General features: G+C 61.8%; 13 protein-coding genes. 6 read left to right on the top strand and 7 right to left on the bottom strand.

The features are described 5' to 3' along the window. Positions 1-68: 68 nt before the first annotated feature. A complete protein-coding gene (locus tag G5B46_RS20200; RefSeq protein WP_165261854.1) occupies positions 69-329 on the bottom strand; it encodes a helix-turn-helix transcriptional regulator in 261 nt (86 codons plus the stop codon). 83 nt (positions 330-412) lie between these two features. Between G5B46_RS20200 and G5B46_RS20195 the strand changes: the two genes are divergently transcribed. Continuing rightward, a complete protein-coding gene (locus tag G5B46_RS20195) occupies positions 413-856 on the top strand; it encodes a hypothetical protein (protein WP_165261853.1) in 444 nt (147 codons plus the stop codon). A 200-nt stretch (positions 857-1056) separates the two neighbouring features. On the opposite strand, the gene G5B46_RS20190 is transcribed toward G5B46_RS20195, so the two are convergent. The 3 genes from G5B46_RS20190 to G5B46_RS24760 form a co-directional block, all read right to left on the bottom strand. Further along, positions 1057-1368, bottom strand: a complete 312-nt coding sequence (locus G5B46_RS20190; RefSeq protein ID WP_165261852.1) for a hypothetical protein — start codon at positions 1366-1368, stop codon at positions 1057-1059. A 693-nt stretch (positions 1369-2061) separates the two neighbouring features. After that, the gene (locus tag G5B46_RS20185) at positions 2062-3096 is read right to left on the bottom strand and encodes a hypothetical protein (protein ID WP_165261851.1); all 1035 of its coding nucleotides are present in this window, start codon (positions 3094-3096) and stop codon (positions 2062-2064) included. Between the two features lie 73 nt (positions 3097-3169). Then, entirely contained in the window at positions 3170-3733 is a 564-nt protein-coding gene (locus G5B46_RS24760) for a recombinase family protein (protein WP_165261850.1), read from the bottom strand. A 341-nt stretch (positions 3734-4074) separates the two neighbouring features. Between G5B46_RS24760 and G5B46_RS20175 the strand changes: the two genes are divergently transcribed. From G5B46_RS20175 to G5B46_RS20160, 4 genes are read left to right on the top strand one after another with little or no spacing between them, the layout of a single operon-like run. Beyond that, entirely contained in the window at positions 4075-5634 is a 1560-nt protein-coding gene (locus G5B46_RS20175) for a class I SAM-dependent DNA methyltransferase (protein WP_165261849.1), read from the top strand. Continuing rightward, on the top strand, positions 5631-6803 hold the full coding sequence (locus G5B46_RS20170; protein ID WP_165261848.1) for a restriction endonuclease subunit S: 1173 nt from the start codon (positions 5631-5633) through the stop codon (positions 6801-6803). Before G5B46_RS20175 ends, G5B46_RS20170 begins: the two co-directional genes overlap by 4 nt. After that, positions 6800-7813: a DUF4268 domain-containing protein gene (locus G5B46_RS24865; protein ID WP_165261847.1), complete on the top strand. Its 1014-nt coding sequence runs from the start codon at positions 6800-6802 to the stop codon at positions 7811-7813. Before G5B46_RS20170 ends, G5B46_RS24865 begins: the two co-directional genes overlap by 4 nt. After that, on the top strand, positions 7813-10986 hold the full coding sequence (locus G5B46_RS20160; protein WP_165261846.1) for a type I restriction endonuclease subunit R: 3174 nt from the start codon (positions 7813-7815) through the stop codon (positions 10984-10986). Before G5B46_RS24865 ends, G5B46_RS20160 begins: the two co-directional genes overlap by 1 nt. A gap of 250 nt (positions 10987-11236) precedes the next feature. Here G5B46_RS20160 and G5B46_RS20155 read toward each other — a convergent pair whose 3' ends face one another. Next, positions 11237-12412, bottom strand: a complete 1176-nt coding sequence (locus G5B46_RS20155; RefSeq protein WP_165261844.1) for a site-specific integrase — start codon at positions 12410-12412, stop codon at positions 11237-11239. Positions 12413-12842: 430 nt separating this feature from the next. Between G5B46_RS20155 and G5B46_RS20150 the strand changes: the two genes are divergently transcribed. Beyond that, complete coding sequence (locus G5B46_RS20150; RefSeq protein ID WP_165261842.1) at positions 12843-13304, top strand: surface-adhesin E family protein; 462 nt, start codon at positions 12843-12845, stop codon at positions 13302-13304. A gap of 51 nt (positions 13305-13355) precedes the next feature. Here the strand turns inward: G5B46_RS20150 and G5B46_RS20145 are convergent, their stop codons facing one another. Together G5B46_RS20145 and G5B46_RS20140 are read right to left on the bottom strand one after the other, a co-directional pair. Then, the gene (locus tag G5B46_RS20145) at positions 13356-13679 is read right to left on the bottom strand and encodes a hypothetical protein (RefSeq protein ID WP_165261840.1); all 324 of its coding nucleotides are present in this window, start codon (positions 13677-13679) and stop codon (positions 13356-13358) included. A gap of 101 nt (positions 13680-13780) precedes the next feature. After that, positions 13781-14101 carry a 2Fe-2S iron-sulfur cluster-binding protein gene (locus G5B46_RS20140; protein ID WP_101713977.1) on the bottom strand — a complete coding sequence of 107 codons (321 nt, stop codon included), beginning with the start codon at positions 14099-14101 and terminating at the stop codon, positions 13781-13783. Positions 14102-14117: the final 16 nt, after the last annotated feature.

The raw sequence follows: 14117 nt of genomic DNA, 5'->3' as shown, positions 1-14117 counted from the left end.
GCCACGGCAATCGCACTGAGGTTCAGGAATAGCCCCCCTATCCTGCTCATACCTCTCTCCGGACGGCGTTAGATTTTCCCAACGTTGAGCAACTTGTCGTCAAGTTCCTGCATCAAGGCGGGTGCAGAAAGGCCAAGAGCGCGCGCTATCGCGATAAACTCAATCAAGTCGAGCCTACGCTCACGACTTTCGAGCTTTCCAACAAACGATGGTGGCTTTTCCAGCTTGGCAGCTAGGTCGCGCTGCGTCAGGCCAGCGGCATGCCGTTTGGCGATCAGAAGGCCGATTGCGACCTCGTAGGCGGGCGAGGAAACCCAAGCTCGTGCCATGCGCGCCTTCCTGGGAGGGAAAGCGGCTTGTGCAACGGCGTCGTTTTGCTACCAGATTGGGAGCAAAACTGAGCTGGGACTTCATGACCACTACTCGCGCTTCTGAAGCCGCACCAAAGAGCGGAAGTGCCTCGGTCTATCTGTGGGGGGCTGGCGTGGTTGTTGCGCTCGTAGCGGCTGGCGTCGTCGCCGGAGCGAAGCATGAGGCCGGCGAGGAGCGGAAGCTGGAGGAGGCGAGAGCGCGCCTTCGCCACTTCGTCGAGCAGGATCAGCTCTCGCGTCAGAGCGAGGCCGCACGGTTTACGCTCGCGGACTATGCGATGGTTCGAGAAGGCTATCTCGAGAGCGACATCAACCGAATCCTCAACGGGCCTGGCCACCTATTGGGAAGCGCAAGCACGGCAATGCCTGACGGCGCGCCGGCAAACGCCACTGTAAAGTCCTGGGAGAACGCTGACGGGAGCAGCATCGTAGTTACGTTCGAAGGCGGCGTGGTAGTCGCCAAGGCGCAGCATGGCCTCCGCTAGAACGCTCCAATGAAGGTCTCGGCCGCCAAAGAGGGAGAGCTCCCTTACGTGTAAGGGAGCTGAGCTTGCCCGCCCCCGGCGATTGACGGGACCCGGATCCGCAAGCGGCGCATTGCTCTAAGACTTCGGTTTTTCGTGACGCGGAGCGCCCCAAGAACGCTGCAGGCTCGCCCAGTAATCGGAAGGTGCCAAAGTCTCATTCATATTCCATCACCGTCGATCCCTTGCACCCGTTCGATCGCCGAGCGCGCCTCGCTCCTAAGGCTGCGCTGCTGACGTTCCAGGGCGTGCAAACGCCAAGTTGCGACGATGATCGCACCTACAGTGATGCCTAGGGTGACCAGCATTGCGAACGCGAGCGCATCAGGACCCATCGCCACCCTTACCTGAGGGGTCTGGCACACTCTGAGCGGGCCGATCGTCGCCTGAAAGCGGACAAGACGGCGGAGTGCTCGCTGTTCGACTTCGGTGTCGCTTCCGCAGCCTGCAAAGGCGCCATTGGAAGATTGCAACGAGCACGCCTGCAGCGATCATCAGCACCGCAAGCGTGAGGTTGAGCGTCGAGAGATCCAGCGTAGCGACCGGAGAGGCCGCATCTGCATATGCGCCAACGCAATCGCGCACCATCAGCGCATCCGATGAGGAAAGCGGTCGTGACGTGAACTCGCGACCGGACGACGAAGGTTGCCTGATGGAGGCGCTCCAAACGCGCGCACGTGCCCGTCGTAGATGCGTTTCTCGAGCTCGTATCCGAAAGGCCAGTGGAACGAGATGACCGCTAGGCGTTCGAGCGGCACCTCGTTGGCAATGGATCTGTAGAACTCACCAAACCCATGGGCGCCGTTAAAGTGGGAGCCCTCGACAACGGTCCGAGCAAAGTAACCGAGCCTGCGACTCTGATGTCTCGATGAGCCGACATAGAGGAGTGGCATAGCCCCTGACACGATAGCTGATAGGTCGTAGGGGCCAAGAGCCAAGCACTGGGCATCTAGCACTACATAGGCACCATCCGTAGACGAGAACCGATCTCGCATGAGACGCATCGCTTTGCGCCTATCCTCATAGCTCCGCACAAAAAATGGAAACACCGCCAAGCCCCCACACCAATAAGAGCAGACGATGAAGTGAGTCTTCACGAAATTAAAGGCGAATATATGAAGATAATAAATAGCATTTAATGACTATCTATTTCCCAGATTCGGCCTTTACATTCCCGGCTGAGGCAAGCTTGCTCGAACATCTTCCCAGGATCCTCTAGCCCACGCCCGGATCCCGTTGGTGCTCGCAAGAAGCTTACGCTCTATCTCCCTGCCGGAAATGTTCATGGTCTTGACGGCATAGGACGCCCAGTAGATCGGATCCAGCAGTTCGCGTGACACCTGTTGGTGATAGGCTCCGCCAGGAACGCCCCATCCTCCGGCAGCGCTTCTGAGAGCGGCGTCGACCAGCTCGCGACCGTTAGCGACTGATGGCGTTGCAACAGCTCCGTGGAGGTGGAACGCATCCGCGCTGGAACCATCCAGCTCTATGACGAACCAGAACTCCGGGCACCCATCGGAGCCAAACACGGAGCGAAACGCTCGCCGTATGGCGTCCTGCATATAACTGGCCGGGCCTCGAGGTGAGGCCAGGGCGCTGGCCCTGACGCTTGGGCTCACACGGAGATTGATCGTTTGAGCCCCTTCTTTTGCGGCCTCTAGCGACATGGCCATAACCTTGAGGCTGATCGTCGCCTTGTCCCAGTGAGGCAGCTTGTAGGTTCTCAGGTAAGAGGGGAAAGTCGACAGGACTAAAGGTGCGTTGTCGAGATGGCCCAACCGCTCGGCTTTGCCAACAATATCAACATAGTGGCGGTCCGCTTGAGGAAAGCGACGAACGCCCTTCTTCGCAGTTTTGGACGACGCCTCCACCTTGGCGGCAAGCTTATTCGCCCTCATCCTGTTCTGATGGTTGATGCGTTTGAAGATCGCGGCCGTCCGCCGCTCGTGAAGCTTGATGACGCCCTGTAATTGTACCTGGTCCAGAGCAAAACCCTGCGGATCCGGATGCCCATTGAGCTGAGCCTGCTCAAATGCGTTCGCGTAAAGCCGCCGGTTGACGGCTGCCGAGTTCGCCTCGTCCTGCAACCGCTGCATTTCGCGAGTTCGAAACCTGGCGGCGATCTTTGGGTCCAGCCCCACCAGGATGGCTTCAAGATCCGCCACCTTACGCGGATCAATGAGGGTGTTGACGTTACTCATGCACTTGTCTTCCGCACAGGCGATTTTCTGCCTGCAAGTTATGGCGATGTGGGCTGCGCTGCTTCTTTGGCAGCTAGCTCGCGGGTGCCGCAGGAGCTGAGGCCTTGAGCCGATAGACGCTGGCACGGCCTATTCCCAGGCGCTTGGCGATTTCCGCCGGACCGACCCCCTTCTCCTCCAGCGCGCGGATCTGCGCCACGTCTATCGACGCCGGGCGTCCCCTGTACTTGCCTGCCTCTTTGGCCTTCTCGATCCCGTCGCGCTGCCGCTCTTTCCGTATGTCGGTCTCGAACTCGGCGAATGAGGCAAGGATGTTGAGCATCAGCCGCCCCTCCGAGCTGGTAGTGTCGATCGTCTGCTGGATGCAGCGAAAGCCGACCCCCTTCGCCGTGAGCGCATCGACAGTCCTACGCAGGTCGACGAGAGAGCGCGCAAGGCGGTCAAGACGGGTGACAACGAAGACATCCCCCTCCCGCACATAGGACAATGCAAGATCAAGCTGCTCGCGCCCCTCGGTGGTCGTGCCAGAGCGCTTCTCGGCGAACACCTTCATGCAGCCGGCCGCAGCAAGCTGCTCCTGCTGAACCTCTAGGGATTGCCCCGCGCTCGATACGCGAGCGTAACCAACCACCGCCACCCACCACTCCGTCTCGTATGGATCTTAGACCCTCAGAGTCTAATGTCCCAAAAATTTGGGATCAACCCAAATGAGACGGCTTTGAAGGGTCGGCGAGACGTCTCGCCAGGGTATAGCCCGATGAGACATGCTGCGCCGCCCTTCCCCCTCATCGAGGAACTCACGCTCGAAGGGGCCATCGAGGACCTGCCTTTGCGCCACCACGACCGTGCAACCCGTTGCAAAGTGAGGCCCCCCTGCACGCCATGCCACCGCCGCAGGGATGCCGGTGAATTAGGTGGACCTCAAAGCCTCCTTGGGTATGGTCCACGACACGCTCGACAATCGGAATTCCTCACCAAGTGCAAGTAGACCTGCAGGACCTCACCCGCCGCCTTTTCCAGACGGCGAACCAATTGTGGACCAACACCGACTTGCGCCCGGACCAGTACGCCCAACCGGTGCTTGCCCTGATCGCTCTGCGGCAGATGGAGGCCAAGTTTGACCTAGTCCATTCCGGGCTTTCCAAGACGATGACAGGGCGCCTGAAGCCCACACCAGGGGATTACCACGGCCACGGCGCCGTCTTCCTGCCTGAGCATGCCCGCTTCTCCTACCTGCTGTCCCTGCCGGAGACAGAAAATCTGGCCGAGGCTCTAAACAAGGCTATGAAGGCCATCACGGAGAACAACCCGGACCTGGCGGGGGTCATGCCTCAAGGCTATGGATCGCTGCCCAACAGCGTCCTGAGGGAGCTGTTGCGCCTACTCCAGCCGGTGAGGATCGACGGGGACGCCTACGGCCTTATCTTTGAGTACTTCATGGGCGAGTTCGCCTCGTCGTACATGCAGAAGGGCGGCGAGTACTTCACCCCCGGCTCGATCGTGAAGCTGATCGTCGAGATCCTGGAACCCTACCACGGCAAGATTTTCGACCCCGCCTGCGGCTCAGGCGGCATGTTCGTCCACTCCGCCGAGTTCGTGAAACGCCACCACAAGAACCCTACGCGTGAGATCGGCATCTACGGGGCCGAGAAGATGTCGGACACCCAGAAGCTGTGCCGCCTCAATCTGGCGGTCCACGGGGTCTCGGGCGACATCAAGATCGCCAACAGCTACTACGAGGACCCGCATGGCATGGTCGGCCAGTTCGACTTCGTCATGGCGAACCCGCCCTTCAACCAGTCGGAAGTCGATCGCAGCCGCCTGGTGACCGAGACTGGCCATGTCGACGCAAAGTTTTCGCTCGGCATCCCGACCACCAACAACGCCAACTACCTCTGGATCGGCCTATTCAACGCGGCCCTGAACGAGACGGGCCGTGCAGGCTTCGTCATGGCCAACTCGGCCTCGGACGCGGACGGGTCGGAGCGGGAGATGCGCCGCAAGCTGATCGAGAGCGGGGCCGTGGACGTGATCGTCTCCACCTCGCCAAAAATGTTCTTCACAGTCACCCTGCCGGTAACCCTCTGGTTCCTCGACAAGGCCAAAGCGAAGGGGGAGCGAGCCGACGAGGTGCTGTTCATCGACGCCAAGCACGTGTTCCGCCAGGTCAGCCGCGCCCACCGCGACTACACGCCCGACCAGATCGAGTTCTTGGGCAACATCGTGCGCCTGTGGCGTGGTCAGGACAAGGAGCTGGAAGCCGGCAGCGGCGAGCGCATGACCGAAATCTTCGGTGACGATGGCTACAAGGACGTGCTCGGCCTGTGCAAGGTCGCCACCCGGACCGCGATTGCCGGTCAAGACTGGAGCCTAAACCCTGGCCGCTATGTGGGCGTGCCCCCAGGCGAGCAAGTAGACGGCGTCGACTTCAAGGAGCGGCTTGAAGCCCTGCAGGAGGAGCTGGAGGGGCTGAATATTGAGGCTGCGAGACTGCAGACTGTGATCGCGCAAAACGTGGCCGAGGTGCTGCAGGCATGAACGAGTGGACAGCTTGCCAACTTGGAGACGTGCTGACCCTTCAACGTGGGTTCGACATCACCAAGGCGACACAGCGCGACGGCTCCGTTCCGGTCGTGTCTTCCTCCGGCATCAACAGCCACCATGATGAAGCTAAAATCCAAGGACCAGGGGTGATCATCGGTAGAAAGGGGACACTAGGCACCTACTTCTACCTCGACGAGCCTTATTGGCCCCATGACACGACTCTGTGGGTGAAGGACTTCAAAGGCAACGACCCGAAGTTTTGCTTCTACCTTCTCGGCAGCATGGAGTTGGCCAAATACGACGTCGGCGCAGCTAATCCGACGCTCAATCGCAACCAGCTCCACTTGCTGCCGACTGCTCGCCCTGAGCTCGACACCCAACGCCGCATCGCGTCGATCTTGGGAAGCTATGACGACTTGATCGAGGTAAACCGGCGCCGGGTGGCGGCGCTAGAAGAAATCGCGCGGGGGCTGTTCGAGGAGTGGTTCGTCCACTTCCGCTTCCCCGGCCACGAGAACGCGCCTCTCGTCGAAAGCCCGGACGGCCCGCTCCCACAGGGGTGGACGTGGGGGCCGGCCAAGGAACTCGTTGCCTTCGATCCCAAGACCAAGGTCCCAAAGGACGGCTACAAACCATTCATCCCCATGGGACATCTGGACACGGTCACATCACTGATCGCCTCTCCTGAAAGCCGTACAGGCAACTCGGGCGCCAAGTTTCGCAATGACGACACACTCTTCGCCCGCATCACGCCTTGTCTGGAAAACGGCAAGACGGGTCTTGTTCGAAACCTCCCCGGCGGCGTCGGCTTCGGCTCCACCGAGTTCATCGTGATGCGTGGTGAACGTTCGGGGCCTGCGTTCGCTTATTGCCTCTCGCGCCTTCCCAGATTTCGCGATCATGCCCAGTCGTCCATGTCAGGAGCCAGCGGGCGCCAACGGGCGCGCACGGAAAGCGTCGAGACTTACACGATGGCCATTCCGGCCTCGAATGACCCCCTTGATCGGTTCGAGAGCACGGCATGGCCCATGCTGGAGTTAGTCGGCAAGCTGGGGAGCATGAACGAGCGCCTCGCAGCCTCCCGCGACCTACTGCTCCCACGGCTCATCTCCGGCCAGCTTTCGGTCGACGCCGCCGAGCGCGAACTGGAGCTAGCCGCGTGACCGTGAAGCTGGGCAAAGTGACCCAAGTCGATGTCCGCAGGGCCTGGCCGAACGAAGCGGCGCATTTCACCCCCTGGCTGGCCTCGCCGGACGGCCTGGAGCTGCTCCAGGACGCGCTCGGCATGGACCTGGAAGTAGAGGCCACCGAGCAATTCATCGGCCCCTTCAGAGCGGACATTCTCGCCAAACGCACCGATACGCCCGATGAGCACTGGGTGCTGATAGAGAACCAGTTGGAGAAGACCGACCATCGCCACCTGGGCCAGCTCCTCACCTACGCGGCGGGCCTCAAGGCCGCGACGATCGTCTGGGTCGCCCAGTACTTCGCCGAGGAGCACCGCGCAGCGCTCGATTGGCTGAACGACATCACGAGCGACGCCTACCAGTTCTTCGGCCTCCAGATCGAGCTGTGGCAGATCGGCAATTCCGATCCTGCTCCGATGCTCAACGTTCTGGCTGAGCCGAACGAGTGGACGCGCGAGGTAAAGCAGTCCGCCGAAAACACCGTCTCGGACCTGAAGCAACAGCAGCAGCGTTTCTGGCAGGGCGTGCGTTCGCGATTGCTGGAGAAGAATAGCAAGGTCCGCCCCCAGAAGGCCCACCCGCAGCACTGGGCGGACTATCGTCTCGGCCGAGCGAACACTTGGCTCACCGCGACGATCAACAGCGGCAAGCAGTACGTCGCCGTCGAGTTCTCCTTCCGGGGGCCGCCGGGCAAGGTCTGGTTCGACGAGATGCTGGCCCAGAAGGGCGAAGTGGAAGCCAAGTTCGGCCATCCGCTCTCCTGGCAACGCCTGGACGGCCGGAAGCAGTGCCGCATCGCACTCTACCGAGAGAACACGAACCCGACCAACGAGACCGATTGGCCAGCCCAGCAGGCGTGGATCGTTGAGCAACTCGAGCGATTTTACAGCATCTTCAAGCCCTACGCCTTGGCCCTGAGCGACGGCAACGAAGCTCAGGTGCACGAGACCGACGACTCGGGCCCAGAGGAGGCAGACGAGGCCTAATGGCACCCTCACTGACCGGGACCATCGCCTCCGAAGACGGCGTCATCGAGCAGCCTGCGCTCGGCCTCCTGCAGGAGGTGGGCTGGACGCACGCGAACCTCATGTCCGAGCAGCCCGGCCCGTCGAACCCGACAGGCCGGACGAGCTTCCGCCAGACCTGGCTCCCAGCGCGGCTGCAGGCAGCGTTGGCGAAGCTCAATCCCGATCTCCCCGCCGAGGCGTTGAAGTTGGCTGAGGAGGCCCTGACGAAGGACCGCACGGGCACCCTTGCGCCCAACGCCAATCGCGAGGTGCACGGCTTCTTGGTCGACGGCGTGCGCGTCCGGGTACGAAAGGACAACGACAAGTTTGAGGACCTGACCGTTCGCGTAATCGACTGGAAAGACCCGTTGGCGAACGACTTCCTGGTGGCAAGCCAGGTCTGGGTCGAAGGCGTACTCCACAAGCGCCGACCCGACACGATCGGCTTCGTCAACGGCCTGCCCCTGCTCCTAGCCGAATGGAAGGCTCCCACCTGCCCAATTGCCGATGCCTACGAGAAGAACCTGCGAGACTACCGAGACACAGTGCCCCGCCTGTTCGACGCCAACGGCTTCGTGTTGCTCTCCAACGGCCTGGAGTCGGTGATGGGGGCGAGCCACGCCCCTTACGAGTTCTACGCCCCCTGGATGAAGCTCGACGAAGACGGGCCCGAGGACTCGAGCCTGGAAACGATGCTGCGGGCAACTTGCGAGCCTGCCCGCTTCCTCGACCTGATCGAGAACTTCATCCTCTTCGACGAGGTCCCCGGCGGCCTGCGCAAGATCATCGGCAAATACCACCAGGTGCTGGGCGTAAACCGCGCCATCCAGGCCGTGGAGGACATCGCTGACAACCAGGGAAAGCTCGGCGTGTTCTGGCACACGCAAGGCTCGGGCAAGAGCCTTTCGATGGTGATGTTCGCAGAGAAGGTCCTGCGGCGGCTGGGCGGCAACTACACCTTCGTCATCGTCACCGATCGCACCGAACTGGACGACCAGATCGCCGGACAGTTCGCATCGTCAGGCGCCCTCACCAAGAACATCGACCAGGCTCAGGCGGGCAGCCGCAATCACCTCAAGACGCTGCTGGCGGGCAATGAGCGCTACGTCTTCACGCTGATCCAGAAGTTCTCGACCGCCGAGCGCGAACCCATGCCGGTCCTTTCCGACCGCTCGGACATCATCGTAATCACCGACGAAGCCCACCGGAGCCAGTACGATCAGCTCGCGGCCAACATGCGGACGGCTTTGCCCAACGCAGCCTTCATCGGGTTCACCGGGACCCCGCTGATCCAGGGCGCGGACAGCAAGACCAGCGAGGTCTTCGGCGGCTACGTGTCCAAGTACGACTTCGCGCAGTCGGTGCGCGATGGCGCGACGGTTCCGCTATACTACGAGGCCCGCAAGCCCGAGCTGCAGATGGACGCTGGTGCCCTGAGGGAAGAGCTGGACGACCTCCTGGAGGCGGCCATGCTCGACGAGGAGCAGGAGAAGAAACTCCAGCGCCAGTTCGCCCGCCAATACACGCTCATCACCGCGCCCGACCGTCTCGATAAGGTAGCCGACGACGTGGCGCTCCACTTCGCCCAGCGCGGCTATAGGGGCAAGGCGATGTTCGTGGCGATCGACAAGGCCACCGCCGTCGCCATGCACGACCGCGTGAAGGCGTCCGTCGCCCGGCGGATCGCCGAGGACGAGGTCAAACTCAAGACCGCGCACGAGGCGGAAGGCGCCGCGATCGTCGACCGCCTACAATGGCTGCGTGAACTCGACATGGCGGTGGTTGTTAGCCAGGGCCAGAACGAAATCGACGACCTCAAGAAGAAGGGCCTCGACATCCTGCCCCACCGCGAGCGGATGCAGAAGGAGGACCTGGAGGCCAAGTTCAAGGACAAGGACGACCCGCTGCGGCTGGTGTTCGTCTGCGCCATGTGGATCACAGGCTTCGACGTGCCCTCGATCGGCACGGTCTACCTCGACAAACCGATGAAGAACCACACGCTCATGCAGACCATCGCCCGCGCCAATCGCAGGGCGGAAGGCAAGACCTCGGGCGTTATCGTCGACTACGTGGGTGTGTTTAATAACCTCCAGAAGGCCCTGGCGGTCTATGCAGGAGGTCGAAGCGGCGAGGATGGGCGCGAGCCTATCGAAGGCAAGGAAGCACTCATTGGCGCCCTTGAGGAAGCGTTGAGGGCCGCACGGGCTTTTGCAGAGCCGCTGGGCGTCGATGCGGATGCAATAGGTGGCGCCTCGCAGAAGAGCTTCGACAGGCTCAAGCTCATCTCAGGCGCCGTCGAAACGCTGGTGGCACCAGACGACCGGCGCAGGGAGTTCCTGCGCCTGACGGCAGCGGTCACGAATGCCTACAAAGCCATCTTGCCCGACGAGCGTGCTGCACCCTTCATGAAGCCCGTGGCGGTCCTGCACACTCTGTCAGATGCCGTGAAGGCCAAGTTGGGTCCGATTGACATCTCGGCCATCTCCGACCGCATTGCCGAGATCATCGACGAGCGGCTGGAAGGCGTTGCGATCCTGACGCCGATCGTCGAGGGCGACACCCCAGAGGGTCGCGTGGACTTGTCGGGCATCGACTTCGAGGCCCTTGCCCAGCTCTTTGAGCAAAGCCCCAGGGTCACTGTCGAGCGCATGCGCGAAGAGGCCGAAGAGCAAGTTCAGAGTATGGCTCAAGCCAACCCCACGCGCATCCCGTTAGTCGAGCGTCTGGAAAAGCTGATTGCCGAGTACAACTCGGGTGCGATCGACCCCGAGCGCTTCTTTGAGGCCCTACAGACGCTCATAGCCGGGTTGAACCAAGAGCAGCAGCGTGCAGCCCGCGAGGAGCTATCCGAGGAGGAGTTGGCCATCTTCGACCTGCTCACGACCCCGGAGCCTAAGCTGACAAAGACCCAGGAGGCCGAAGTCAAAGCGGTCGCCCGACGCCTGCTGGTCCGGCTGGACGAGCTTGTTAAGGCCGTGAACTGGACCGGCAATCAGCAGTCTCGAGGCGCGGTTTGGTCTGAAATTCGCGTGAAGCTGAACGATCTCCCCGAGGAGCCGTACCCCCAGGATCTCTGGGATGCAAAAGTCCATCAGGTATGGGACTTCGTCCTCACGCGTTACTCAGCGGCGCAAGGCTCGCACGCCAACTGAGGCCTTAGCCTCAGTTGCGGCCCACAATTAGTCACTGTAGCCACAGGGGGGGGAAGAACCCCATATCGCCATATATCGATTTATAGACGATAGACTCCTGAAATAATCCCCCACAACCCGCCCACATATATGCACTTATACCCAAAGAAAGGCGTGTCTCTATTAGGCTAAACCAATACGCCGGCACGCCTTCAGCCACCAAAAATCTATTTTTACGACGCTGCAGCCGCAAGAAGATGTGAAGTTCGTGTTAAGTTAGAGAACGAACCATCGCCAAGCCAGCTCCCTCTAGCGCGTTTCTTTGCGCGGTAGACCGAAGCTGAGCGTACCGCTGAGTGGTCGCCACCTGGGTGTGGCCGAGCGCCTTACCAATGGTGACCAGCGGCGCGTTCTGATCGAGCATGAAGCTTGCCGTCGTTCGACGTAGGTCATGAAGCCTGACGTCGGAGAGAGCAGCTTCTCGGATCAGCCACGACCAAGGACGCTTCAAGTCCGTCCGTGGGTTCACCGCCCCGTACCCGCCAGGTCTTCCCGGGAAGAGGTACTTCCCCGCCAGATCCTCGCCCCTCATGCGCCGAAGTAGGTCCAGCGATGGCCCGGCTAGCTCAACCCGGTGGAGCCTCTTGGTCTTTGTGTGGCTCGACGGCTTTTCCCAGACGCCAGCGGAAAGATCGAACATCGACCACTCGGCCCTCAGCACTTCTTGGAGGCGCGCGCCGGTGAACAACAGCAGGCGGATGGCGTTCGCACCATCCTCGTAGGGACAGCGATCGCAGGCCTCCAGAAGGCGTCGCACCTCTTCGGTCGAGAGATTTCTCCAGCGCTCCTCCTCGGGAAACTTCTTCACCCCCTTGCAGGGGTTGGTCGCCCTCACCTCTTGTTCGATCGCGAGGTTGAAGATCCTGCTCAGCGCAGCGAGGAGTCGGTTCGCCTGGTAAGGGCCGGCGCGGTCCTGAGCATCGCCGTGGATGCGGCGAATGTCGTCGGGCCGGAAGTCCGCGATACGGGTCTTGCCGAACTTCGGGAGGGCGTGGGCGACAAGCACCTGGCGGGCGTCCCGGATGGATCGCGCCTTGAGCCTGACGTTAGGCCCGTACTCGTCGCAGTAGTGGACCACCATGTCGGCGAGCGTCTCGGCTTGCCTTTGAGCTCGACGCTCGGCCGCCGGGTCTTCACCACGCGCGATCTTCACCGCATGCTCGCGGGCGATGCTCCGGGCAGCCTCTACGGTGAGCGCCGGGTAGCCTCCCAGCGCCATTTTCCGCTGCTGACCACTTCGCGTCCGGTAGGCATAGATGAACGACCGTGTACCGGCTGCCGTCCGCCGAACGCCAAAGCCAGGAACTTCGCTATCCCATGTTTGACTGTCCGGCTTCGCATCATCAATGATCCGCTTGGTGAGGCGAAGGCTCGTTCGTTTTGGCATGCTTTGCTCCTTTCCCAAGCTTCCTTACGGACGCCCTGCGTGGAAGCAATATGGAAGCAAGCGAGCTCGTGGTTGGCCGTCGAGCGCCGTAGATGCCCGCACGAACGATCCACATATTCCTTTTGGATCAGCAACTTACGATACATCGACGTGCATGGACGTAGAGCGCCGTAGTCGCACGCACCTCATTCGTAATGCGTAGGTCAGGTGTTCGAGTCACCTAGGCGGCACCACCACTTTCCTCGACAGATGAATTTCCAAGCCAACCGCGCGGCTTAGCGAGATGAGCAGCGCGCTTTGCGCTGTACGCTCAAGTTGATTCGACCTGCTCGATCGCGTCGACGCTCGGCCGCGCGCGAGCACGGTGGATGGCAGGGGGACGTCGATTGGGAGCACCCCAGTTGGACGGCCATTGAACTGGAGTGGCAGTATGCGCTGGATATTCGGGGCGGCGTTCGCGGCCGCAATGATCGCCGCCACGCCCGTATGCGCGGGGGAATGGCGCATGGTGACCGCCGCCAACACTTTTGGCGTCTACATGGACCAGTCCACCCTGAGGGGTGAGAACTTGAAGACGGTCTGGATCACGATGGCCTTCACCGAGACCACCTTCAACGCCGACCTATCCCTTCAGCTGGTTGAGCTGAACTGCGAGGAGCGCACGATGTCGGATCTCGCCATGATGGCGCATCTGGCAGATGGGACGCGCACCTACACGCGAAGCAGCCGCAAGCCGCCCGAGCACATCGTCCCGGACACGATGTACGAGTATGTTCTGAAGGCGGCCTGCTTCAACGACTATCTGGTCGACGTTCCGCTTCATTTTGAAAGCGCCTACGACGCCCTGAACAACTGGCGCAAATCTCGCAAGCGCGCCGTAGAGCAGGACTGAGGCCATTCCGCGAGGCTCGCGCCACGCGTTCCTGGAGCCGGGCGCGATCCCTCAGTAACCGAGAAGAACCTGCTCGCGCATGCGGCGCAGGGCCTTGTCGCGGCCGTCCTGCACCTGTTCGACGGCGTAGGCCGCGTCGGCCTCCGCCTGCCTGTCGACGCAGGCGCTCCAGTCATCGACTTCGCGCATGTAGGCGCGCAGCGCCCGCGGGTCCTTGCCGTAGGGACGCACGGGCTCGATGCACTTGGGCTTCCACTCCAGCAGCGAGCCAAAGCCGCGGAAATCGCCCTTGGCGAGGCCGAAGCCCCGCGCGTCGACGACGCCCGCGACCAGCAGCGCGGCCGCCACGCCGAGATAGATTGGCTTGAACTTCAAGAGACCCTCGACAGCATGCCGCCCGCCTCATGGACGGGCGGGCGGGGAAGAAGCGGCCGGGCGGCGGGCGCGCCGTCTCCGGCGCCCTGCCCCAGGACGCCTCAGTGCTGGCTTTCCGGCAGGCGCACGACCAGGCCGTCCAGGGCGTCGCTGACCTTGATCTGGCAGGACAGGCGGCTGTTGGGTTCGACGTTCTCGGCGAAGTCGAGCATCGACTCCTCCATGGCCGACTTGTCGCCGGTCTTGTCGGTCCAGGCGTCGTCCACATAGACGTGGCAGGTCGCGCAGGCGCAGGCGCCGCCGCAATCGGCGTCGATGCCGGGGACGTTGTTCTTCACGGCGCCTTCCATGACCGTCAGGCCCGGCTTGACGTCGAGGACGTGCTCGGTCCCGTCGAATTCGATGTAGGTGATCTTGGCCATGGTTCCCCTGCACTCT

It is taken from the genome of Caulobacter sp. 602-2 (assembly GCF_011043625.1).
GTDB lineage: Bacteria > Pseudomonadota > Alphaproteobacteria > Caulobacterales > Caulobacteraceae > Caulobacter.
Note: the sequence above shows the minus strand (reverse complement) of the source record. Positions and strands in the feature narration are given on the sequence as shown.